This is a genomic window from Cyanobium sp. CH-040 (assembly GCF_024346135.1).
In the GTDB taxonomy this organism is placed as follows: domain Bacteria; phylum Cyanobacteriota; class Cyanobacteriia; order PCC-6307; family Cyanobiaceae; genus NIES-981.
This window is the reverse complement of the sequence record NZ_JAGQCJ010000005.1, coordinates 116,978-137,973: the sequence shown is the minus strand read 5'-3', so window position 1 is coordinate 137,973 and position 20,996 is coordinate 116,978. Positions and strand designations below refer to the sequence as shown.

Here is a 20,996-nt window from a genome sequence, read left to right as displayed (position 1 = left end):
GTGGGCTGCCTAGGCTGGCGGGCCAGCGTGCGCGGCTTGCCGATGGCCCTGCGGGCCCTGCTCTGGGATGTGGACGGCACCCTGGCGGAGACCGAGCGCGACGGCCACCGCCTGGCCTTCAACCGGGCCTTCGCCGAATACGGCGTGCCCCTGCACTGGGAGGCCGAGGAGTACGGCCACTGGCTGGCGATCAGCGGCGGCCGTGAGCGCATCCGGGCGGCGCTGGTGGCCCTGGAGGATGCCGAGCCCGATCCCCGCCGGGTGGAGGCCCTGCAGGCCTGCAAGCAGCGCCACTACGCCGAGCTGATGGCCGCCGGCAGCCTGGGCCTGCGGCCGGGGGTCGCCGCCCTGATCGGCGCCGCGGCGGCGGCGGGTCTGCGCCAGGCGATCGTCACCACCAGTGGCCGTGCGGCTGTGCAGGCCCTGGCCGAGCGGCTGCTCGGTTCCCTGGCGGAGGCCTTCGATCTGTGGGTGTGCGGCGACGACGTCGCGCGCAAGAAGCCCGATCCCGAGGCCTACGTTCTGGCTCTGCGCGGCCTGGCTCTGGAGGGTGGGGCCGCGCTGGCGATCGAGGATTCGCCCGCCGGTCTGGCGGCGGCCACCGCCGCCGGCCTGCCCTGCCTGCTCACCCTCAGCCACTACGGCGGCCTGGAGCCCCTGGAGCGCTTCGCGGCGGCGCGGGCGGTGGTGTCCGCACTGGGGGGCGAGGGCCGGGTGCTGCGCGGCCCGGCTTGCCCGGCGGAGGGAATCACGCTGTCCTATCTGCAGCACCTGCCATGAGACCCACGCCCCTGCAGCGCACCCGCTTCCAGCGCCTGAGCGAGGGCCTGGCCGAGCTGATCGCCGGTCAGTTGCGCGGCAGCTGGCGTCACCGCAGCGCCGTGCTGCTGGCCCTGCTGCTGGGCTTCTATGCCGGCGGGAACGTCACCTCCTACGTGCTGCCCCTGTTCCCCGGCGGCCGGCCGGCGATGGTGCTCGCCGTGGTGGTGCTGCTGGAGCTGGTGGTGCGCCTGCGCGGGCGCATGGTGCGGGACCAGCCCGGCCTCGGCTGGCGGGTGGTCGACAACCTGCGCCTGGGGCTGGTGTACGCCGTGGTGCTGGAGGCCTACAAGCTGGGCACCTGATGGATGCGGTTCTGGCACGTCATTGCGGCATCGCCGACCCGCAGGGCTGGCGGCCGGTCCTGCCGGAGGGCCTGGAGACCGGGCAACAGAACGGGCAGCCCATCGAGCAGCCCATCGAGCAGCGGATCGATCGGGCGCTGATCCGGGAGTTCGCGTTGCCGCTGCTCTGCCGCCTGCGGCTGCTGGTCCAGCGGGGACTGCGTCCTTCCATCGGTCTGAACGCGCCGGTTGGTGCCGGCAAGAGCACGCTCTGTCGCCTGCTCGCCCAGCTCGCCCAATCGCAGGGGCTGCGGCTGGCGGTGGCTTCGATCGATGATCTCTATCTGCCCTGGCCGCAGCGCCTCGCGGCCCTGCAGGGCAATCCCTTCGCGGTCAGCCGCGTTCCCCCCGGCAGCCACGACGTGGCGCTGCTTTGCCGCAGTCTCGACCGCTGGCGGGCCGGTGATGCCCTGGTTCTGCCCCGTTTCGACAAGACCCTGCGGGGCGGCGAGGGGGACCGCTGCGGCGAGCAGGTGTCGCAGGCGGATGCCCTGCTGCTGGAGGGCTGGCTGCTGGGATGCCGGCCGCTTGGTGCCGCCCTGGGGGCGGTGGACCTGGAGGCGGTGGGCCGCGGAGCGCCGGACCCCAGCGCGAACGACAATGGGCCACTGGCAGCTGGCGCGTCGCTGGCAGCTGGCGACCGGCTGGCCCTCAGCGCTGCCGAGCGGGCCTGGCTGCCCCGCTGGGACCAGGCCCTGCAGGGTTACCTGCCGGCCTGGCGACGGCTGGACGAGCTCTGGTTGTTGCGGCCGCAGCGCTGGAGCTGGCCCCGGCGCTGGCGCTTCCAGGCGGAAGCCCGGCAGCGGCGTGCCGGGGGCCACGCCCTGGCGGCCGAAGCCCTCGAGCGGCTGGTGCGGGCCAGTCTGTGCAGCCTGCCTCCGGAGCTCTACCAGGACCCACTGATCACCCGGCCGCTGGACTCAGGCTCCGGCCTGCCGGCAGTAGCGGTGGGTGTGCTCGATGGCCGCCGCCGGCTGATCGCGGCCCGCGGGCTGATCGCCGCGGATCCCGCCCGGGAGCGCGTGTCCGATCAGTCCTCGGAGCCGTCTTCCTCGGTGTCGATGGGGTAGACGAATCCCTGGGCGCGGCCGCTGAGCACGGCCTTCCCGAGGGACATGGCGCGCTGCGCCGCGACGGAGGCCTTGGCCTTCCAGGTGGCGTGGCGCTGGTTGCGCTTGCCCTTCGATGTCTTCTTCTTGGGAACAGCCATCCCCGTGCTCTCTTGCGGCCAAACAACGATCTTCGGCTGCGGACTGGCCCTCCGTCAAATCGCTAGGCTCGCGGCAGCGTCGGATTGCCGTGAGCGTCAGCCCCCACACCGTCGCCTCGGCCCCGCCTCCAGACGGCAAGGGTGCAGATGGCAAGGGTGCGTCCGCCGAGCCTGCCCCGGTGTCGCCCGCCGCCCGTGGCGCCAGGCTGCTGAACCCGGACACCCCCCCGCCCTCCTACAGCCAGCTGCTCCGCGATATCCGCGAGGGCCGGGTGAAGGACCTGGAGCTCTCGCCCCGCCAGAGGGAGGCGCGGGTGCGCTTCGAAGACGGGCGCGAGCAGCGGGTGCCGGTGTTCGCCAATGACCCGCAGCTGCTGCGCACCGCCGAGCAGGCCGGCGTGCCCCTGACGGTGCGGGACGACCGGGCCGACGCCGCCACCGCCGCGCTGGTGTCCAACGGCCTGCTGGTGCTGCTGCTGCTGGGTGGCCTGGCCCTGCTGTTGCAGCGCTCGGCCAAGGTGGCCAACAGGGCCCTGGGGTTCGGCGCCAGCAAGCCCCGGCTGCAGCCCGAAGGCGGCGTCACCGTGCGCTTCGAGGACGTGGCCGGCATCGCCGAGGCCAAGGAGGAACTTCAGGAGGTGGTGACCTTCCTGAAGGCACCCGAGCGCTACACCGCCATCGGCGCCCGCATCCCCAAGGGAGTGCTGCTGGTGGGTCCGCCGGGCACCGGCAAGACCCTGCTGGCCCGCGCCATCGCCGGTGAGGCGGGCGTGCCCTTCTTCTCCATCGCCGCCTCCGAGTTCGTGGAGATGTTCGTGGGTGTGGGTGCCAGCCGGGTGCGGGACCTGTTCCGCAAGGCCAAGGAGAAGGCTCCCTGCATCATCTTCATCGACGAGATCGACGCCGTGGGCCGTCAGCGCGGGGCTGGCATCGGCGGCGGCAACGACGAGCGCGAGCAGACCCTGAACCAGCTGCTCACTGAGATGGACGGCTTCGCCGACAACTCCGGCGTGATCCTGCTGGCGGCCACCAACCGTCCGGATGTGCTCGACGCCGCCCTGATGCGCCCCGGCCGCTTCGACCGGCGCATCACCGTCGACCTGCCGGACCGGCGCGGTCGCGAGGAGATCCTGGCGGTGCATGCCCGCACCCGGCCCCTGGCCGAGGAGGTGTCGCTGGCGGACTGGGCCAGCCGCACCCCCGGCTTCTCCGGCGCCGACCTCTCCAACCTGCTCAACGAAGCGGCGATCCTCACCGCCAGGCGCCAGAAGAGCGCCATCGACGAGGCCGCCATGGGCGATGCCCTCGAGCGCATCACCATGGGCCTGCCCGCCGCGCCCCTGCAGGATTCGGCCAAGAAGCGACTGATCGCCTACCACGAGGTGGGCCATGCCCTGCTCACCAGCCTGGTGCCCCACGCCGACCGGCTGGACAAGGTGACCCTGCTGCCCCGGGCCGGTGGCATCGGCGGCTTCGCCCGCACCATGCCCGATGAGGACGTGCTCGACTCCGGTCTGATCAGCAAGGCCTACCTGCTGGCCCGTATGGTGGTGGCGATGGGCGGGCGGGCCGCCGAGCTGGTGGTGTTCGGACCCGACGAGGTCACCCAGGGCGCCTCCAGCGACCTGGAACTGGTGGCCCGCATCGGCCGCGAGATGGTCACCCGCTACGGCTTCTCACCCCTGGGGCCGGTGGCGCTGGAGGGCGACGACCCGGAGGTGTTCCTGGGCCGTGACTGGCTCCGGTCCGAGCCCCACTATTCGAAGGTCACTGGCAACCTGATCGATACCCAGGTGCGCGACCTGGCGCGCCATGCTCTCGACCGGGCGATCGCCCTGTTGGAGCCGCGCCGCGATCTGATGGACGCGCTGGTGGACCGCCTGATCGCGGAGGAGACGATCGACGGCGACAGCTTCCGCGCCGCCGTAGCCGCCGATGAGCAGCGGCGTTCAGCCGCCGAGGCCGCCGCTGAAGCGGATGTCGAGGCTGCGCAGGTAGGTGTGTAGCCCGGCATCCTGAATCGGCAGCAGGCGTGCCATGCGGCCGCTCTCGTTCACGTGGGCGTGCCAGTGGCCCGGGGGGGTCACGAAGGCCGCCCCCGGCTCCCAGATCGAGCGGCTGGGGTTGCGGATGGTGCCGTCGTCGTTGAGCTCGGTGCCCACGAGCGTGTAGCAGCCGGGATCGCAGTCGATCACCAGATCCAGGGCCACCGACTGGTGCCGGTGGGGGGGCTGCACGGCTCCTGCCGGTACCACGCCGAGCATCGCCCAGAGGGTGTGGCTCACCGTGCGGCTGGCGGGCAGATCGGCGTTGGCCAGCAGCAGGCTGAGCCGGTTGCTGCGCGCCGAGCTGGGATCGGCGAGCAGGGCCTGCAGTTTCTCCTCCAGCAGCGCCGCCGGGTAGTGGACGGCCTCGAAGCGTGCCGCGGCGGGCTCGGCGCCCAGATAGCGCAGCAGGGGGGCGTCGTGCACCCAGTAGAGAACGCTGTCCTGGCCGGCCTGGAACAGGGGAGCGTCGCCGTGGGGCAGGGCGATCACATCCCCCTTCCCCCAGCAGAGCTCGCGGCCGCCCCAGGCCAGGGTGCCCTCACCGTGCAGCACGTAGAAGAGCGCGCTGGTGGCGGCGGCGGCGGCCTTGAGCCCTTCGCCCGCCAGGATGCGCAGGAAGTTGGCCGACAGCGCGGGGCTGGTGGCCGGCCCGCTGCAGCCCAGCTCGGCGCTGAGATCGAGGGGGATCACCCCGGTGGATCCGCTCTGGTGGACGGTGGCACTCCAGTGGTGATCGGGGATCGGCTCGGTGAGCCCCCGCCGCACCGGATTGGCGGCCTGGCGGTAGTCGAAGATCCGGGCCTTGGCCTGCCAGCCGGCGGGTGCGCTGGAGTCGCCCGCCTGAGCCGCCGGTGCGCTCAGGGGATGGAAGGGAACCTGGGTCATGGTGGGGCGCGCCGGATGGCGGCGGTGACGGGCCGGCGGGCGGGTCGTCCCACCGGCCTCGAGGATGTAACGCTATTGAGCGGCAGCCGCTGCTGGGGCGTTGCCGCCGTCGCTACGAAAGGCCACTCAGCCGCCGGCCACGGCCGGCACGATCGACACCTCATCGCCGTCCTTGAGGGGCGTGGCTTCGTTGTCCAGGAAGCGGATGTCCTCGCTGTTCACGTAGATGTTCAGGAAGCGGCGCAGCTTGCCGCCCTCGTCGCAGAGGCGGGCGCGGATGCCGGGGAAGCGGCTCTCGAGGGCCTCCACCAGGGCGGAGACGCTGGCCGCCTCCAGTTCCACGCTGGCCTCGTTGGCGGTGAACTTCTGCAGGGGGGTGGGGATCAGAACCTGAACGGCCATGGGGTCGGGCTGGAGTCGGAGGTGGGGGATGGGTGAACGCCGTCAGGCGGCGGCGTGATCGGCCTGGGCCTGCTGCCAGGCGGCCTTGAAGCTGTCGAGCTGGGCCTCGATCGTGTAAGGCGCGCCGATGGCGTCGGCCACGGCCTCGGTGGTCTTGAGGCCGTTGCCGGTGATGTAGGCCACCGTGCGCTCCTCGGGGTTGATCCTGCCCTGCTCCACCAGCTTCTTGAGCACCGCGATCGTGGTGCCGCCGGCGGTTTCGGTGAACACGCCCTCGGTTTCGGCCAGGAGCTTGATGCCCTCGATGATCTCGGCATCGCTCACCGCGGCGATGCTGCCCTTGGTGGCGTTGGCGATGTCAATCGCGTAGGGGCCGTCGGCCGGGTTGCCGATGGCGATCGACTTGGCGATGGTGTGCGGCTTCACCGGCGTGATGAAGTCGCGGCCCTCGGCGAAGGCCTGGGCGATGGGGCTGCAGCCTTCGGCCTGGGCGCCGCTGAAGCGCACGGGCTTCTCCTCCACCAGGCCGCACTTGATGAATTCGTCGAAGCCCTTGCGGATCTTGGTGAACAGGGAGCCGGAGGCCAGGGGCGCCACGATGTGGTCGGGCAGTTCCCAGCCCAGCTGCTCGATCACCTCGTAGCCCAGGGTCTTGGAGCCCTCGGAGTAGTAGGGGCGCAGGTTGATGTTCACGAAACCCCAGCCGTAGGTGTTGGCCACCTCCGAGCACAGGCGATTCACCTGGTCGTAGTTGCCCTTCACCGCCATCAGGGTGGGGTTGTAGATCAGGGTGCCGAGCACCTTGCCCAGCTCCAGATCGCTGGGGATGAACACGCAGCACTCCAGGCCGGCGTGGGCGGCGATGGCGGCGGTGGAGTTGGCCAGGTTGCCGGTGGAGGCGCAGCTCACGGTGGTGAAGCCCAGCTCGCGGGCGCGGGTGAGGGCCACGCTCACCACCCGGTCCTTGAAGGACAGGGTGGGCATGTTGACGCCGTCGTTCTTGATGTAGAGGCTCTTCAGGCCCAGGCGCTTGGCCAGGTTGTCGGCCTTGAGCAGGGGCGTGAAGCCCGTGCCCACGTCGATCGGGTCGCCCTCGATCGGCAGGAATTCGCGGTAGCGCCAGATCGAGGCGGGGCCGGCCTCGATCGTGGCCCGGCTCACCCTGGCCTTGATCGCGTCGTAGTCGTAGACGACCTCCAGGGGTCCGAAGCACACGTCCTCGCAGACGTGGCGGGCACCGGCCGCGTAGGGCTCGCCGCACTCCTTGCAGCGCAGGCCGGTGAAGGTGGGTCCGGAGAGGGCGGACCGGGAGAGGGTGGCCGTCACGGTGGAACCCTTGGGGGAAAGCCGGAGGCTAACAGTGCAGTACCGGGCCGACGATAAAAGCCGACCTCTGTACTCGGATATCGCCGCTGGCCCGCCGCCGTGGCTCTGCCTATGGTCGGCCGGAGTGGTCTGCACCGATGCGGCGGCAACTGCGGCGCCTTCCCTGGCCGGTGCTGCTGGCCGCAGCGGTGATCCTGCTGGCCGCGCTGCTGTTCACGGCCGCCCGCACCTGGGTCGAATGGCGGTGGTTCGAGCAGTTCGGATGGGGGACGGTGCTGGTGCGGCGCTGGCTGCTGCAGGCCCTGGGTCTGGCGCTGGGTCTGGCCCTGGGCGCCGGCCTGCAGGGCTGGCTGGGCTGGCTGTGGCGCCGGCCGGTGGTCGCCGCGGGCGAGCCAGCCCGCTTCCCCCTGGCCCCCGCTCCCTACCTGCTCACGTTGCTGGTGCTGGCGGCCGCCCAGCTGCTGCCGCTGCTGCTGCTGCTGCGGCTGGCCGAGCGCCTGCTGCGCGATTCCTTTGATCCGCGCCGGCTGCATGGCCTGGTGGCCCTGGCTGATCTGCCCTGGCTGCCGGTGGCCCTGCTGATCCTCCCCCTGCTGGTGGCCCTGGTGCGTGCCCCGCTGCGCACGCCCCGGTTGCTGGCCTTCCTGGCCAGCGCCGCCGCCGCCCTGGCCCTGGCCAGGGGCTGGGGGCTGTGGAGCCTGGCCCTGCTGGTTCCCGACAGCGGCCTGCGCGATCCCATGCTCGGTGCCGACGTGAGCTTCGCCCTGGCCCGGTTCCCGGCCCTGGCCTTCGGGCTCACCCTGGCGATCGCCCTTGGCACCACCCACACGGCCGCGGCCCTGTGGGGGCTGATGGCCCGTCCCCCCCAGCTCAGCGACGGACGCTTCGGCGGCTTCTCCGCCGCCCAGCTGCGGGCCCTGCGCCTGCCCTTCGGCGTCTTCGCCATGGCCCTGGCCGCTGCCTTCTGGCTGAGCCGCCATCAGCTGATGCTCAGCACCCAGGGCTCGGTGCCGGGGGCGGGCTGGGTGGACGTGCATGTGTCGCTGCCGCTGCGCAGCCTCGCCGGTGTGCTGGCGCTGGTGACGGGGCTGCTGCTGGTGCTGCCCCTGCCGCGACGCGGCTGGCGCGGCCGCACCTTCCTGCTCAGCGGCGTGCTGCTGCTGCTGGTGCTGCTGCTGGAGGGCCTGCTGCTGCCGGTGCTGCAGCTGCTGGTGGTGAACCCGCGCGAACTGGAGCGGGAAACCCCCTACCTGGCCCGCTCCATCGAGGCCACCCGGGCGGCCTTCGAGCTGGACCGCATCAATGTGCGCAGCGTCAACCCCAGCGCCCGGATCACCCGCACCGACCTGAAACGCAGCCAGGCCACGATCCGCAACATCCGGCTCTGGGACAGCAGGCCGCTGCTGGACACCAACCGTCAGCTGCAGCAGCTGCGGGTGTTCTATCGCTTCACCGAGCCCACGGTGGACCGCTACGCGATCGCCGCCGGTGACGCTCCTCCCCAGCAGCAGCAGGTGATCATCACCGCCCGGGAGGTGGACATCTCCGGCCTGCAGCCGGCGGCGCGCACCTGGCTGAACCGTCATCTGGTGTTCACCCACGGCCAGGGCTTCACCGTCACCCCGGTGAACACCAGCACCCCGGACGGCCTGCCGGAGTTCTTCATCAGTGATCTGGGGGCCAACAGCCGCATCTCCGGCAGCCCCGAGCTGAACATCAGCCGGGAGCAGGTGAAGGCGGCGATCCCGGTGGGGATGCCCAGCCTCTATTTCGGCACCCTGCCGGGGCCCTACGGCCTGGCGCCCACCCAGGTGCGGGAATTCAATTTTCCCGAGGGGGAAGACAACTTCTACACCCACTACGGTGGCCAGGCCGGGGTGCCGCTGCGCAGCACGGCGGCGCGGCTGGCGGCGGCGCTCTACCTGCGCGAGCCGCGGCTGCTGGTGAGCGGCGCGCTCACCGCCGACACCCGGCTGCTGCTGCGCCGGGAGGTGCGGGAGCGGGTGGGGCGGCTGGTGCCCTTCGTGGCCTTCGAGGCCGAGCCCTATCTGGCCACGGTGAACCTCGGTGCCGATGCCGGCCCGTTCCCGCCCGGGCAGCACCAGTTCTGGATCGTGGACGGCTTCACCATGAGCCGCACCTATCCCTACAGCGCCCCGGTGCCCGGACGCCCGGACGTGCGCTACCTCCGCAATTCGGTGAAGGCCGTGGTTGATGCCTACGGAGGGGGCGTGGCCCTCTACGTGGCCGAACCGGAAGACCCGCTGATCACCGCCTGGCAGCGGCTGTTTCCGGAGCTGTTCCAGCCGCTGGAGGCGATGCCGCCGGCGCTGCTGGCCCACATCCGCTACCCGATCCCCCAGTTCGAGCTGCAGACCAGCCAGCTGCTCCGGTATCACGTGACCGATCCGGCCGTGTTCTACAGCGGCGACGACGTGTGGCAGATCCCCAAGGAGATCTACGGGTCCGAACTGGTGCCGATGGTGCCTTATCACATCAGCGGCCAGCTGTCGTCCGACCTGCCGCCGGAGTTCCTGCTGCTGCAGCCGCTCACACCGCTGGCGCGCCCCAACCTGGTGGCCTGGCTGGCGGCCCGCAGCGACGGCGCCAACTACGGGAAACTCGAGGTGCTGCGCTTCCCCAGTCAGACGCCGATCCTCGGGCCCGAGCAGATCACCGCCCTGATCAACCAGAACCCGACCATCAGCCAGCAGTTCGGCCTCTGGAGCCGGTCCGGGGCCCAGGTGGTGCAGGGAAACCTGCTGGTGCTGCCCGTGGGCGAGGCCCTGCTCTACGTGGAGCCGGTGTATCTCAAGGCCCGCCAGGGCGGATTGCCCACGCTGACCCGGGTGGTGGTGAGCGACGGCACCCGCATCGCCATGGAGCCCACCCTGGCGCAGGCGATCGAGGCGCTGCTGGATCCCGGCCGCTCGATCCTGGCCAGCGACGTGCCCCCCACCGCGGTCGAGGCGCCCTGAGGACAGCGACCCAACGCTGACCCCCCGGCCACTGGCGCAGGCCCGGCCACTGGCGCAGGCCCGGCCACTGGCACAGGCCCGGCCACTGGGATCGGCACCGATGCCAGCCCATCAAAAAGGGGGCGGATGCCCCCTGTCTGAACCGATCGTGGTACCGGGTCCGGGCTGTTGAGCCGGATCAGGCGGCCACGGCGGTCTTGGGATCGAGGGCGCCCTTGGCGTACAGACCGGCGTAGTAGTTGATGGTCTGCTGCTTGATCTTGCTGGCGTTGCCGGCGCACCAGAACTGCTGGTAGCGATCGAGGCACACCCGCTTCATGTACTCGCGGGCGGGCTTGTTGAAGTGGCGAGGATCGAAGTTGGCGGGATCCTTGGCGGCGGCCTCACGCACTGCGGCGGTGAAGGCAAGGCGGTTGTCGGTGTCGATGTTCACCTTGCGCACGCCGTTGCGGATGCCCTCCTGGATCTCCTCCACGGGCACGCCGTAGGTCTCGGGGATCTGGCCGCCGTACTGGTTGATCATGTCCAGCCACTCCTGGGGCACCGAGGAGGAGCCGTGCATCACCAGATGGGTGTTGGGGATGGCCTTGTGGATCTCGGCGATGCGGCTGATGGCCAGCACTTCGCCCGTGGGCTTGCGGGTGAACTTGTAGGCGCCGTGGCTGGTGCCGATGGCGATGGCCAGGGCGTCCACCTTCGTCTTGGCCACGAAGTCGGCGGCTTCGGCGGGATCGGTGAGCAGCATGTCGCGGGAGAGCTCGCCCTCGAAGCCGTGGCCGTCCTCGGCGTCACCCTTGCCGGTTTCCAGGGAGCCCAGGCAACCCAGCTCACCCTCCACGCTCACGCCGACGCTGTGGGCCACGTCCACCACTTCCTTGGTGACGGCCACGTTGTAGTCGTAGCTGGCGGGGGTCTTGGCGTCAGCTTCCAGGGAGCCGTCCATCATCACGGAGGTGAAGCCGTTGGTGATGGCGGAATAGCAGGTGGCAGGACTGTTGCCGTGGTCCTGGTGCATCACCACGGGGATGTGGGGATAGGTCTCGGTGGCGGCGATGATCAGGTGGCGCAGGAAGATCTCCCCGGCGTAGCTGCGGGCGCCGCGGGAGGCCTGCAGGATCACGGGCGAGTCGGTCTCGTTGGCCGCCTCCATGATCGACTGCACCTGCTCCAGGTTGTTCACGTTGAACGCCGGGATGCCGTAGCCGTTTTCGGCGGCATGATCCAGCAGCAGCCGAAGCGGAACGAGCGCCATGGGAAACCTCTGGTCTGGGGATGGACTGGGGGGGAGTCTAGGTGATGCCAATCGCAACGATCTGTCCGCCGCCAGCGCCCGCTCAGCAGAAAGCCCCGTCCGGCGAAGCCGGACGGGGCGGACGCGACACCGGCTGCCGGATGCGGCCTGATCAGTCGATCAGCTGCTGCCTGCGCAGGGACTGAACGGTGAACCCGTTCTGCTTGGCGGCACGGCGGGCCTCTTCGGCCTGACGCGCCAGTTGTCTGGCCGTGGTGATGGACATGGACGTGCCTCCGAGGAAAACCGGCCCGTGGGCTCGGGTGTGGATGGCGCGTTGCTTCGGGTGTGGCCTGCGGATGACTCCCTGGGCTGCCCCTACTTCCGCCGCTGGGGCTGGGCCCCATGGTCAACGTCCAGAAACAGTAGCGGTTGCTACTGACTGTCAGCGTTCACTCTGATACCGGATGGCCGTACTGCTGGGCACGTCCTGCCCCTGGATGCGGCGGCCGCCCTTCTCACTCCCGGGCCCGGTCGCAGCAGCGCTGGCTCGCCACCCCCTCCGCCAGCCCTGGCACCATCGGCCGCCCCTGGCGCACCGCCTCGCTCCACCAGCCGTGCAGACGCTCCACCGGTGCGATGCGGCCGTCCTCCCAGGTGCGGGGGAAGGCGAAGCGCGGATCGGGCTCCAGCCGCCGCAGGGGCTCGTTGCCCCGGGCCAGCCAGAGATTGAAGCCGTGCACGTAGTCGGCCTGGTTGTCGGAGCCCAGAACCGCGGTGCCCTCGCGCCCGTAGAGCTCCAGCCAGCAGCCCCGCCCGCGCCGGGTCACCGAGGCCAGGTTCACCTGGGCCGGCACCGTCCGGCCCGTCGGTCCGTCCAGCTGCAGCTGCACCAGGGCGATGTCCTCCGCGTCCACCACGCCCGTGCGGCCGCTGCCGTCGGCCAGGGGCCGCTCGTCGATGCTCGTGTTCAGCTGGGCCTGAAGCCTGCGGGTGGGTCCCACCAGCCAGTGCAGCAGGTCGAAGGCATGGGTGCCCAGGGCGCCGAGCACGCCACCGCCGGCCGCGGCCTGGGAATACCAGCTCCAGGGGCGGGTCGGATCGGCACGGCTGCCCATCAGCCAGTCGAGCTTCACCAGCACCAGCTCCCCCAGCACGCCCGCACTCACCAGCGCGTGCAGCTGGCGGAACAGGGGCACCGCCCGGTATTCGAAGTCCACCGCCACGGTGAGGCCCCGGGCCATGGCCAGCCGCTGCAGCTCCTCGGCCTGCCGGGCGCTGAGGGCCACGGGCTTCTCCAGCATCAGGTGCTTGCCCGCCTCCAGGGCCCGGCACGCCAGCTCGAAGCGCGGTTCCGGCGGTGTGGCGATCACCACCGCCTCCACGGCCGGATCGGCCAGCAGGGCCTCGAAATCGCTGTGGCCGGGCAGCTCCGCCTGCCGGCAGGCGGCCTCCAGGCGTTCGGCGCGCGGATGCCAGAGCGCCACCGGTTCGGTGCCGGGGCAGGACCGCAGCGCCGGCAGGTGCACCGCCTCGCCGAACCCGAGGCCGGCGATCGCCACGCCCAGGGGCCGGGCGGCGGCGGCGGGAGTGGTGGCCATGGACGCGGAGCGAGGTTCAGCCAGCCTGCAGCAGCGGCGCACCGGCCTCGCAGCTGGCGGCGATCACCGCCATCAGCAGCGGGTCGCCGTCGGCGGGCTGCCACTCGGCCCGGAAGCGCGGCAGGCCGTTCACCGAGGTGTCGCGGTAGAGGTTCTGGCCGCAGTCGATCTCCATCACATAGAGATCGCCCATGCGGGGGCGTGCCTGGCCGTCCGTGGCGGCGGGCTGGAAGCGGCTGAGAACGCTGAGGTTGCCGCCCGAGGTGAGCCGCAGGCTGCCTGCGTCCCACCACTGGCGGCCGGCCTCGCTGGCGGGCACCTCCCGCCACTCCACCGAGGCCGCCAGGGCGGGCGCCGGGCGCGCCGCCGGCAGCACAGGCAGGAGCAGCAGGAGGGCGCAGCAGGCGATCAGCCCGGCCAGCCAGCGGACGGCCGCCGCTTGCAGGGTCGCGGTGCCTGCGGGTCGCATCAGCGGTCGGGCGGCCGGCATCTCAGGCGGTGACGCGCTCACGGCAGCCATGGATGCGCAGCAGGCTGGCCAGGGTGGAGCGCAGCTGGGTGCGGTCCACGATCGCGTCCACGAAGCCGTGGTCCCGCAGGTACTCGGCGGTCTGGAAGCCATCGGGCAGTTTCTCGCGCAGGGTCTGCTCGATCACGCGGCGGCCGGCGAAGCCGATCAGGGCCTTCGGTTCGGCCAGGATGAGGTCGCCGAGCATGGCGAAGCTGGCGGTCACCCCCCCGGTGGTGGGGTGGGTGAGCAGGGGGATGTAGAGCAACCCGGCCTGCCGGTGCCGCTGCAGCGCCCCGGAGATCTTGGCCATCTGCATCAGGCTGAGCATGCCCTCCTGCATGCGCGCGCCACCGGAGGCGCAGACGATCAGCACGGGCATGCGCCGGGCGGTGGCCTCTTCGATCAGCCGGGTGAGCTTCTCCCCCACCACCGAGCCCATGGAGCCGCCCATGAAGCGGAAATCCATCACCCCAAGGGCCAGGGGCAGGCCGCTGCAGCGGCACAGCCCGGTCACCACCGCGTCACGCAGGCCGGTGCTGCGCTGGCTGTCGCGCAGGCGGTCGGCGTAGCTGCGCCGGTCCTTGAAGGCCAGGGGATCGGTGGGGGCCAGATCGGTGTCGAGGGGCTCGAAGCTGCCGGGGTCGGCAATCAGCCGGATCCGCTCCTCGCTGTGGATGCGGTGGTGGTAGCCGCAGCCCTTGCAGACGCTGGCATTGGCCACCAGGTCCTTGCGGTACACCACCAGCCCGCAGTCGGGGCACTTGCTCCACAGCCCGCCGCCCTCCTCCGGCTCCTGCGGGTTGCGCACGGCGGGAGCGTTCTTGCGGCGGTCGGCGAACCAGTCGAACAGCGACATGCGGGAGGCACCGCTGCGGGCGCCGGGCACGGGATGCCTCCATTAAAGGAGCCCCCCTAGGGCAGCAGCCCCAGCGTCGCCAGCCAGGCATCCCGGCCGAGCAGCCACACGGCGGCCCCGCCGGCGGCCAGGAAGGGCCCGAAGGGAAAGGGCTGCTGCCGGCCCAGCCGACCGCTGAGGCGGCCCAGCACGCCCACCAGCGCGCCGCTGAACACGGCCAGGATCACGGTGAGCCCGAGACCCGTGAGCCCAAGCCAGGCCCCCAGCATGGCCGCCAGCTTGGCGTCGCCCAGCCCCAGGGCCGGTTTGCCCAGGAGCCGTTCCCCCAGCGCGCTCACCAGTTCGAAGCCAAGCAGGCCCACGCCGGCCGCCACCAGATGGTGGAAGAGCAGCTGCCGGCCCAGCTCGGCGCTCTGGCTCCAGCCCAGCAGCGCCGTGCAGGCCAGCCCCAGCAGCAGGCCGCTGCGGCAGAGGGGCTCCGGCAGCCAGAGGCGGTCGAGGTCGATCAGGGTGAGCGGAATCAGCCAGCTCAGCAGCAGCCAGCCGGCGAGCAGCAGCGGCAGCGGCGGTGGCAGCGGGCCCATGCTCCCCGGCTGCGCGCCCACCGCCGCCACCCACAGCCCCGCGGTGAGCAGTTCCACCAGGGGGTAGCGGGCGGCGATGCCGGCGCCGCAGTGGCGGCAGCGTCCTCTCAGCCACAGCCAGCCCAGCACCGGCAGGTTCTCGAACCAGGCCAGCGGGGTGCCGCAGCGCGGGCAGTGACTGGCGGGCCGCAGCAGCGACTCCTGGCGGGGCAGCCGCCAGGCCACCACGTTGAGGAAGCTGCCCACGCAGGCGCCCAGCAGGGCCGCCAGCAGCGGCAGCGCGGGACTGGCGAGCAGGGCGGTCACGGGAGGACGGTCACGGGAGGACGGTCAACGGCTGCGGGGCATGCGGATGCGCGCACCGGCGCGGGGGGAGGCACGCCCCTGCAGCAGGTCGAGCGGCACGAACTGCTCGTCGGGCAGCAGCACCGGCTGGTCGAACACCACCCGTCCCCGCGCCCCCTGCAGCACCACCCCGCAGGGTTCCGGACCTCCGGGACAGACTTCCTGATAGCGGTAGATCACCAGCCTGGCCTGCTGAAACACCTGCTGACTGTTGATGCGATCCAGACGCAGGGCGGGAGCGGCGGACGTGGTCGCTCCCGAGATCGGAAACGACGGCATCGGTGCAGGTGGTTTGGATGCAGCTCGCTGAGATGCAGCTGGCTGCGATGCAGCAGACGGGTTCTGGGAAGGGACGTTGGTGATGGCTCACCGACTCCGGTTCACTGCCCAGATTAAGGGCGGCATCGCAGGGTGACCGCCGCCCCTGGGCTTTCTCAGCCCGGTTTCTCAGGCCAGCTTGTTCTTCTCCTCGATCAGACGGTGAATCACCGGGGTGAGGATCAGCTCCATGGCGAAGCTCATCTTGCCGCCGTTCACCACGATCGAGGTGGGGCTGGACATGAAGGAGTCGTGAATCATGTCGAGTAGGTAGGGGAAGTCGATCCCCCACTTCTCGCGGGCCCCCTTGCGGAAGTGGATGATCACGAACGACTCGTCCGCGGTGGGGATGCTGCGGATCTTGAAGGGGTTGGAGGTGTCCACCGTGGGCACCCGCTGGAAGTTGATGTCCGTGCGGCTGAACTGGGGGCAGATGTGGTTGATGTAGTCGGGCATGCGCCGCAGGATCGTGTCCACGATCGCCTCGGCCGAGTAGCCGCGCTCGGCATTGTCGCGGGCGATCTTCTGGATCCACTCCAGGTTGGTGATCGGCACCACGCCCACCAGCAGGTCCACCAGGGAGGCCACGTCGTAGCCGTCACCAACCACGCCGCCGTGCAGACCTTCGTAGAAGAGCAGGTCGGTGCCGGAGGGGATCGGCTCCCAGGGGGTGAACTGGCCGGGTTCGAGGCTGGTGCCCAGGCGGCCGTTGTGCTCCGCCGCCTCCTCCGGGGAGTGCAGGTAGTAGCGCTTCTCGCCGCTGCCGGTTTCGCCGTAGGTGCGGAACAGCTCCTCCAGCTTCTCGAACACGTTCGCCTCCGGGCCGAAGTGGGAGAAGTTCTCGCCCCGGGCGATCGCCGCCGCCATGGCCTCCTTCATGGGGCCGCGCTCGTAGCGGTGGTAGCTGTCGCCCTCCACCACCGCCGGGGTGATGCCTTCGCGGCTGAAGATGTACTCGAAGGCCCGCTTCACGGTGGTGGTTCCGGCGCCGGAGGAACCGGTGACAGCCACAACCGGGTGACGCTTCGACATGGCGCGGGAGAACGGGAGACGTGGGCGAGTTTGGCAGGTCGCCGGTCCGAACCCGCGGGCGGGCCTCCGGCGTCAGCCCGCAGACGGGCTGTTCTCCACGGCCGCCAGCAGCTGATCGCCCATGGCCATGCAGCCCAGCGGTCTGCAGCCCGGGGCCATCAGGTCGGCGGTGCGGTAGCCCGCCGCCAGCACCTGCTCCACGGCCTGCTCCAGATCAGCCGCCGCCTCCTCCTCCTTCAGGCCGATGCGCAGCAGCATGGCGGCGCTGAGCACCGTGGCCAGGGGATTGGCCTTGTCCTGGCCGGCGATGTCCGGGGCGGAACCGTGGATCGGCTCGAACAGGCCCGGGCCGCTCTCGCCGAGGGAGGCCGAGGGCAGCATGCCGATCGAGCCGCTGAGCATGGCCGCCTCGTCGCTGAGGATGTCCCCGAAGAGGTTGCCGGTGAGCAGCACGTCGAACTGGCGCGGATCGCGCACCAGCTGCATGGCGGCGTTGTCCACGTACATGTGGCTCAGCGAAATCTCGCTGAAGGAGGTGAGGTGGATCGCCTCGACGCGCTCGCGCCAGAGCTGGCTCACGTCGAGCACGTTGGCCTTGTCCACGCTGCAGAGCCGGCCCCGGCGCTGGCGGGCCAGCTCGAAGGCCACGCGGGCGATGCGGTCGATCTCGTGATCGCTGTAGGCCATGGTGTTGAAGGCCCGCACTCCGTCCTCGGCGTCCACGCGTCCCTTGGGGGTGCCGAAGTAGATGCCGCCGGTGAGCTCGCGCACCACCATCAGGTCCACCCCCTCGATCACCTCCCGCCTGAGGGTGGAGGCGTCGATCAGGGAGGGGCTGATCGCCACCGGCCGCAGGTTGGCGAACAGCCCCATCCCCCGCCTCAGACCCAGCAGGCCGGTTTCCGGCCGCTTGTCGCGGGGCAGGGTGTCATAGCGGGGTGCGCCGATCGAGCCCATCAGCACTGCATCCGCCTGCCGACAGGCCTCCAGGGTGCTGGCGGGCAGCGGTTCGCCGGTGGCGTCGATGGCGGCGCCGCCGATCGGCTGTTCGTTGAAGCTGAGGCTGAAGCCATGCCGCCGGCCCACCGCCTCCAGCAGCAGCCGGGCCACCGCCGTGATCTCCGGGCCGATGCCGTCGCCCGCGAGCAGGGTGATGCGGTGGGTCGTGGTCATGGTGCCGGCGTGGGGAGCGGGTGGGCCAGCCGCGGAGGCTAGGGCTCTGGGTGGCCGCTCCCCCGGCCTGTGCCCTTCTCCAGCTGGCGGAGGGTCCGTGCGAGCTCGGGCAGCCGGTTGAACGCCGCCGAGCAGCGCAGCCAGAGGCGGTTGGGAATCGCCGGGTAGCCGCTCACCACCTCGCCGGCGGCCACCTCGCCGTGTACCCCTGACTTGGAGCTGGCGATCGCCCGGTCGCCCATCACCGCCCGGTTGGCCAGGCCCACCTGGCCGGCCAGGATCACGCCGTTGCCGAGGCGGGCGCCGCCGGCGATGCCCACCTGGGCCGCCAGGGCGCAGCCGCGGCCGGTGCTGACGCCATGGCCGATGTGCACCAGGTTGTCGATCTTGGTGCCGGCGCCGATGCGCGTCTCACCCACCGCCGGGCGGTCGATGGTGCTGCCCGAGCCCACCTCCACGCCGTCTTCCAGCACCACGCGGCCGGTCTGGGGCATCTTGCGCCAGCCGGCGGCGGTGGGCACGAAGCCGAAGCCCTCGCCGCCGATCACGGCATTGGCCTGGATCACGCAGCCCCGTCCCAGGCGGCTGCCGGGGTGCACCACGGCACCGGCGTGGAGTTCGCAGCCGTCGCCCAGCTCCACGTCGGCGTAGAGCACCACGTGGGGGTGGAGGACGCAGCCCGTGCCGATGCGCACCCGCTCGCCGATGCACACTTGGGCGCCCACGTGGCTGCCCACCCCCACCACGGCCGAGGGATCGACCACGGCGCTGGCGTGGATGCCCGGGGGCGGCAGGGGCCGGGGGTGCAGTGCCTCCAGGGCCTCGGCGAATCCCAGGCGTGGATCGGCCAGGGCCACCCAGGCGATGCCCCGCGCGCTGAGCTGCGGGCCCAGCCCCTCGGCGTCGCTCGCGGGCAGCAGCACGGCGCTGGCGGCGGTGCTGGCCAGGGCTGCAGCCAGGGGGCTGCCGGCCTCGAGGAAGCTGAGCTGGCCGGCTTCGGCCTCGGCCAGGGCGCCGCAGCCGCTCAGCTCCGGGTCGGCGGCCAGATCGCGGCCGGTTTCGGCTCTGGCTTCGGCAGCGGAGCGCAGGCCGCTGGTGGAGCGCAGCTCGCTGAGATGGCCGAGCAACTGGCTGAAGCGCATCCCCGCAGGCTTTCGGCTGGGCGGATCGTAGGCAGGGCCCTAGAGCAGGGCGAGGCGGTCGCGGTGCACCACCTCCACCCCGGCCCGGCCCATCAGCCGCCGCAGTTCGGCGCTGTCCAGGCTGGCCAGCCCCCGGCCCAGTTCCCGGCCGTCGGGGCCCAGCAGGCGCACCGCCTCGCGGGCGGTGAAGTCGCCCTCCACCGCCGTCACGCCCACGGCCAGCAGGGAGGCGCCCCGGGCCACCAGCGCCCGCTCGGCGCCGGCGTCGAGCCGCAGCGCTCCCTTGGGCACCAGGGCATGGGCCAGCCAGCGCTTGCGGTCGGGCAGGGGCTCGGCGGAGGGCTGGAACACGGTGCCCACGCGCTGTCCGGCCAGCAGGGCGTCGAGCACCGCCGGATCGCGGCCGTCGGCCAGGTGCACGCGGATGCCGCTGGAGGTGGCGATGCGCGCCGCCGCCAGCTTGGTGGTCATGCCGCCGGTGCCCCAGCGGCCGCCGCCGCCGGCCACATGGGCCAGCCGCTCCAGTTCGGCCAGGTCGCGCACCTCCTCGATCGGTTCGGCCGAGGCGTCGCTGCGGGGATCGCCGGAGTAGAGCCGGTCCACATCGGTGAGCAGGATCAGTTCGTCGGCCTGCACGGCCACCGCCACCAGGGCCGAAAGGGTGTCGTTGTCGCCGAAGCGCAGCTCGTCGGTGGCCAGGGTGTCGTTCTCGTTCACCACCGGCACTACGCCCCAGGCGAGCAGCTGTTCGAGGGTGCGGCAGGCGTTCTGGTAGCGGCGCCGGGAGGCCAGGTCGCCGCGGGTGAGCAGCACCTGGGCCGCCGTCAGCCCGCGCACCGCGAAGGCGTCCTGGTAGAGGGCCATCAGATGGCCCTGGCCCACGGCGGCGGCCGCCTGGAGGGCGGCCACCTCGCCGGGCCGCTTCTCCATCGCCAGCACGGCGCAGCCGAGGCCCACGGCGCCACTGGTGACCAGGGCGATGGCATCGCCGCGGCGCCGGGCGCGGTTGAGGCTGGCGGCCAGATCGGCGATCACGGCGGCGGTGGGCCGCTCGCCGGAGCCGCGCAGCAGGCTGGTGCCCACCTTCACCACCCGGCGCATCCCGTTCTCCCCGTCCATCCCGGCCCTCATCCCAGCGTGGTACCCAGCCATTTCGCCAGGTGCAGTTCCAGCTTCTGCAGCCGGTCGCGCTGGCAGGGCTGGCCCAGGGGATCGATGGGCTTCACCAGCACGGTGTAGAGCCCCAGCCGGTTGCCGGCGATCACGTCGGTGAACAGGCGGTCGCCGATCAGCGCCACCTGGCGGTGGGGCAGCTGGAACTGCTGCAGCACCCGGCGCAGGGCGGCGCGGCGGGGCTTGCCGGCGGAGGTGGTGAAGGGCACGCCGATCTCCGCCGCCACGGCGCTGATGCGCTGGCGGGAGGGATTGTTGCTGAGCAGGTGGATGGGCAGCTGCCGCCGCGCCTCCTCGAGCCAGTGCCGGCAGTTCTCCGGCAGCGTGGCCTGGCGCCGGGGCAGCAGCGTGCGGTCCACGTCCAGCACCAGGGCGGCGATGCCGCGCTCGAGCAGCTGCTGCAGCGGCACCTCGGCCAGGGTGCGCTCCAGCAGCCAGTCGGGCTGCAGCAGCTGACGCAGGCTCACTGCAGGCCCTCCCGCTCCCCCAGCTCCGCTTCGATGCGGGGCTGGACGCGGTCGAATTCCTCGCCTTCCACCAGCACCGCGTCGGACCCGTCCATGCGGGCCACCACGAAGTAGGGATCGAGCGGGATGTAGAGGCCGTACTCCTGGTCGTCCACCAGGAAGCTCACCAGCAGCTCGTAGGTCTCCACCTCCTCGTCGTCCTCCTCGTCGTCCTCGTCGTCAAGGTCGTCGGGTTCCGGCTCGTCGAGTTCGCCGCTCACGGTGAGGGTCACGGCCGAGCGCACCAGGGTGAGGTCGTGTTCCTGCAGCACCACATCCGCCACCGAGAGGATCGGCTCGGTGGCCTCGATCGTGTCGATCGGCGCGGGTTCCTCCCCCTCGCGCAGGCGGAACAGGCACACGGGGGTGTCCACCGGGGTGAGCAGCACGTAGTCGTGACCGTCGAGCGGGATCAGCTGTTCCAGGAAGCAGAGCAGCTGGCGCCCCCTCTGGTCGCTCACCAGAACAGTCGGCACGTCGGTGGGGAGTTCGCCCGAGCCAGTCATGAAGGA

The 20,996-nt window shown here is 71.5% G+C and carries 21 protein-coding genes; 5 read left to right on the top strand and 16 right to left on the bottom strand.

Going from position 1 to position 20,996, the window contains the following annotated elements; translation table 11 throughout:
• The first annotated feature begins 42 nt into the window (after nt 1–42).
• Genes KBY90_RS06770 through KBY90_RS06760 form a run of 3 tightly spaced genes read left to right on the top strand, consistent with a single transcriptional unit; the run spans nt 43 to nt 2,233 of the window.
• A complete protein-coding gene (locus KBY90_RS06770; protein ID WP_254967746.1) occupies nt 43–780 on the top strand; it encodes an HAD-IA family hydrolase in 738 nt (245 codons plus the stop codon).
• The gene (locus KBY90_RS06765) at nt 777–1,124 is read left to right on the top strand and encodes a DUF565 domain-containing protein (RefSeq protein ID WP_254967744.1); all 348 of its coding nucleotides are present in this window, start codon (nt 777–779) and stop codon (nt 1,122–1,124) included. The genes KBY90_RS06770 and KBY90_RS06765 overlap by 4 nt, the downstream gene beginning before the upstream one ends.
• Nucleotides 1,124–2,233 carry a hypothetical protein gene (locus KBY90_RS06760; RefSeq protein WP_254967743.1) on the top strand — a complete coding sequence of 370 codons (1,110 nt, stop codon included), beginning with the start codon at nt 1,124–1,126 and terminating at the stop codon, nt 2,231–2,233. Before KBY90_RS06765 ends, KBY90_RS06760 begins: the two co-directional genes overlap by 1 nt.
• Here the strand turns inward: KBY90_RS06760 and rpmF are convergent.
• Nucleotides 2,194–2,373, bottom strand: coding sequence for a 50S ribosomal protein L32 (gene rpmF, locus KBY90_RS06755; RefSeq protein WP_254967742.1), 180 nt, complete (start codon nt 2,371–2,373; stop codon nt 2,194–2,196). The genes KBY90_RS06760 and rpmF overlap by 40 nt on opposite strands.
• A gap of 89 nt (nt 2,374–2,462) precedes the next feature.
• Here rpmF and ftsH point away from each other — a divergent pair, with 89 nt between their 5' ends.
• Nucleotides 2,463–4,379 (top strand): ATP-dependent zinc metalloprotease FtsH, encoded by a 1,917-nt coding sequence (gene ftsH / locus KBY90_RS06750; RefSeq protein WP_396122548.1) that lies wholly within the window; start codon nt 2,463–2,465, stop codon nt 4,377–4,379.
• Here ftsH and KBY90_RS06745 read toward each other — a convergent pair.
• The 3 genes from KBY90_RS06745 to thrC form a co-directional block, all read right to left on the bottom strand.
• Nucleotides 4,323–5,306 carry a cupin domain-containing protein gene (locus KBY90_RS06745; protein ID WP_254967741.1) on the bottom strand — a complete coding sequence of 328 codons (984 nt, stop codon included), beginning with the start codon at nt 5,304–5,306 and terminating at the stop codon, nt 4,323–4,325. The two genes, ftsH and KBY90_RS06745, sit on opposite strands and share 57 nt — an antisense overlap.
• Nucleotides 5,307–5,432: 126 nt before the next feature.
• Nucleotides 5,433–5,708 (bottom strand): MoaD/ThiS family protein, encoded by a 276-nt coding sequence (locus KBY90_RS06740; protein WP_254967740.1) that lies wholly within the window; start codon nt 5,706–5,708, stop codon nt 5,433–5,435.
• Nucleotides 5,709–5,750: 42 nt separating this feature from the next.
• Complete coding sequence (gene thrC / locus KBY90_RS06735) at nt 5,751–7,034, bottom strand: threonine synthase (protein ID WP_254967739.1); 1,284 nt, start codon at nt 7,032–7,034, stop codon at nt 5,751–5,753.
• Between the two features lie 137 nt (nt 7,035–7,171).
• Here thrC and KBY90_RS06730 point away from each other — a divergent pair, with 137 nt between their 5' ends.
• Entirely contained in the window at nt 7,172–10,012 is a 2,841-nt protein-coding gene (locus KBY90_RS06730; protein ID WP_254967738.1) for a UPF0182 family protein, read from the top strand.
• 178 nt (nt 10,013–10,190) lie between these two features.
• Here the strand turns inward: KBY90_RS06730 and fba are convergent, their stop codons facing one another.
• The 12 genes from fba to KBY90_RS06670 form a co-directional block, all read right to left on the bottom strand.
• On the bottom strand, nt 10,191–11,264 hold the full coding sequence (gene fba / locus KBY90_RS06725; protein ID WP_254967737.1) for a class II fructose-bisphosphate aldolase: 1,074 nt from the start codon (nt 11,262–11,264) through the stop codon (nt 10,191–10,193).
• A 497-nt stretch (nt 11,265–11,761) separates the two neighbouring features.
• Complete coding sequence (locus KBY90_RS06720; RefSeq protein ID WP_254967736.1) at nt 11,762–12,844, bottom strand: Gfo/Idh/MocA family protein; 1,083 nt, start codon at nt 12,842–12,844, stop codon at nt 11,762–11,764.
• A 16-nt stretch (nt 12,845–12,860) separates the two neighbouring features.
• Nucleotides 12,861–13,313 carry a hypothetical protein gene (locus KBY90_RS06715; RefSeq protein ID WP_254967735.1) on the bottom strand — a complete coding sequence of 151 codons (453 nt, stop codon included), beginning with the start codon at nt 13,311–13,313 and terminating at the stop codon, nt 12,861–12,863.
• 22 nt (nt 13,314–13,335) lie between these two features.
• Nucleotides 13,336–14,211 (bottom strand): acetyl-CoA carboxylase, carboxyltransferase subunit beta, encoded by an 876-nt coding sequence (gene accD, locus KBY90_RS06710; protein ID WP_254967811.1) that lies wholly within the window; start codon nt 14,209–14,211, stop codon nt 13,336–13,338.
• A 56-nt stretch (nt 14,212–14,267) separates the two neighbouring features.
• Nucleotides 14,268–15,101, bottom strand: coding sequence for an A24 family peptidase (locus KBY90_RS06705; protein WP_254967734.1), 834 nt, complete (start codon nt 15,099–15,101; stop codon nt 14,268–14,270).
• Nucleotides 15,102–15,125: 24 nt separating this feature from the next.
• Nucleotides 15,126–15,419 (bottom strand): hypothetical protein, encoded by a 294-nt coding sequence (locus tag KBY90_RS06700; protein ID WP_254967732.1) that lies wholly within the window; start codon nt 15,417–15,419, stop codon nt 15,126–15,128.
• A gap of 168 nt (nt 15,420–15,587) precedes the next feature.
• Nucleotides 15,588–16,490 carry a phosphoribulokinase gene (locus tag KBY90_RS06695; RefSeq protein WP_254967731.1) on the bottom strand — a complete coding sequence of 301 codons (903 nt, stop codon included), beginning with the start codon at nt 16,488–16,490 and terminating at the stop codon, nt 15,588–15,590.
• A 72-nt stretch (nt 16,491–16,562) separates the two neighbouring features.
• Complete coding sequence (leuB, locus tag KBY90_RS06690) at nt 16,563–17,663, bottom strand: 3-isopropylmalate dehydrogenase (protein WP_254967730.1); 1,101 nt, start codon at nt 17,661–17,663, stop codon at nt 16,563–16,565.
• A 38-nt stretch (nt 17,664–17,701) separates the two neighbouring features.
• On the bottom strand, nt 17,702–18,805 hold the full coding sequence (gene lpxD / locus KBY90_RS06685) for a UDP-3-O-(3-hydroxymyristoyl)glucosamine N-acyltransferase (protein ID WP_254967729.1): 1,104 nt from the start codon (nt 18,803–18,805) through the stop codon (nt 17,702–17,704).
• A gap of 39 nt (nt 18,806–18,844) precedes the next feature.
• Nucleotides 18,845–19,924 (bottom strand): glutamate 5-kinase, encoded by a 1,080-nt coding sequence (gene proB, locus KBY90_RS06680; protein ID WP_254967728.1) that lies wholly within the window; start codon nt 19,922–19,924, stop codon nt 18,845–18,847.
• Nucleotides 19,925–19,932: 8 nt separating this feature from the next.
• The gene (locus KBY90_RS06675; RefSeq protein ID WP_254967727.1) at nt 19,933–20,445 is read right to left on the bottom strand and encodes a YqeG family HAD IIIA-type phosphatase; all 513 of its coding nucleotides are present in this window, start codon (nt 20,443–20,445) and stop codon (nt 19,933–19,935) included.
• The gene (locus tag KBY90_RS06670; RefSeq protein ID WP_254967726.1) at nt 20,442–20,990 is read right to left on the bottom strand and encodes a DUF3727 domain-containing protein; all 549 of its coding nucleotides are present in this window, start codon (nt 20,988–20,990) and stop codon (nt 20,442–20,444) included. The genes KBY90_RS06675 and KBY90_RS06670 overlap by 4 nt, the downstream gene beginning before the upstream one ends.
• Nucleotides 20,991–20,996: the final 6 nt, after the last annotated feature.

What these genes read in the sequence shown, in the direction of transcription:
- KBY90_RS06740 (WP_254967740.1), bottom strand. Translation starts at nt 5,708, where the DNA reads ATGGCCGTTCAGGTTCTGATCCCCACCCCCCTGCAGAAGTTCACCGCC.
- leuB (WP_254967730.1), bottom strand. Translation starts at nt 17,663, where the DNA reads ATGACCACGACCCACCGCATCACCCTGCTCGCGGGCGACGGCATCGGC.
- KBY90_RS06730 (WP_254967738.1), top strand. Translation starts at nt 7,172, where the DNA reads ATGCGGCGGCAACTGCGGCGCCTTCCCTGGCCGGTGCTGCTGGCCGCA.
- KBY90_RS06745 (WP_254967741.1), bottom strand. Translation starts at nt 5,306, where the DNA reads ATGACCCAGGTTCCCTTCCATCCCCTGAGCGCACCGGCGGCTCAGGCG.
- KBY90_RS06720 (WP_254967736.1), bottom strand. Translation starts at nt 12,844, where the DNA reads ATGGCCACCACTCCCGCCGCCGCCGCCCGGCCCCTGGGCGTGGCGATC.
- lpxD (WP_254967729.1), bottom strand. Translation starts at nt 18,805, where the DNA reads ATGCGCTTCAGCCAGTTGCTCGGCCATCTCAGCGAGCTGCGCTCCACC.
- KBY90_RS06695 (WP_254967731.1), bottom strand. Translation starts at nt 16,490, where the DNA reads ATGTCGAAGCGTCACCCGGTTGTGGCTGTCACCGGTTCCTCCGGCGCC.
- KBY90_RS06715 (WP_254967735.1), bottom strand. Translation starts at nt 13,313, where the DNA reads ATGCGACCCGCAGGCACCGCGACCCTGCAAGCGGCGGCCGTCCGCTGG.
- KBY90_RS06765 (WP_254967744.1), top strand. Translation starts at nt 777, where the DNA reads ATGAGACCCACGCCCCTGCAGCGCACCCGCTTCCAGCGCCTGAGCGAG.
- accD (WP_254967811.1), bottom strand. Translation starts at nt 14,211, where the DNA reads ATGTCGCTGTTCGACTGGTTCGCCGACCGCCGCAAGAACGCTCCCGCC.
- fba (WP_254967737.1), bottom strand. Translation starts at nt 11,264, where the DNA reads ATGGCGCTCGTTCCGCTTCGGCTGCTGCTGGATCATGCCGCCGAAAAC.
- KBY90_RS06760 (WP_254967743.1), top strand. Translation starts at nt 1,124, where the DNA reads ATGGATGCGGTTCTGGCACGTCATTGCGGCATCGCCGACCCGCAGGGC.
- KBY90_RS06670 (WP_254967726.1), bottom strand. Translation starts at nt 20,990, where the DNA reads ATGACTGGCTCGGGCGAACTCCCCACCGACGTGCCGACTGTTCTGGTG.
- proB (WP_254967728.1), bottom strand. Translation starts at nt 19,924, where the DNA reads ATGGACGGGGAGAACGGGATGCGCCGGGTGGTGAAGGTGGGCACCAGC.
- KBY90_RS06700 (WP_254967732.1), bottom strand. Translation starts at nt 15,419, where the DNA reads ATGCCGTCGTTTCCGATCTCGGGAGCGACCACGTCCGCCGCTCCCGCC.
- KBY90_RS06770 (WP_254967746.1), top strand. Translation starts at nt 43, where the DNA reads ATGGCCCTGCGGGCCCTGCTCTGGGATGTGGACGGCACCCTGGCGGAG.
- rpmF (WP_254967742.1), bottom strand. Translation starts at nt 2,373, where the DNA reads ATGGCTGTTCCCAAGAAGAAGACATCGAAGGGCAAGCGCAACCAGCGC.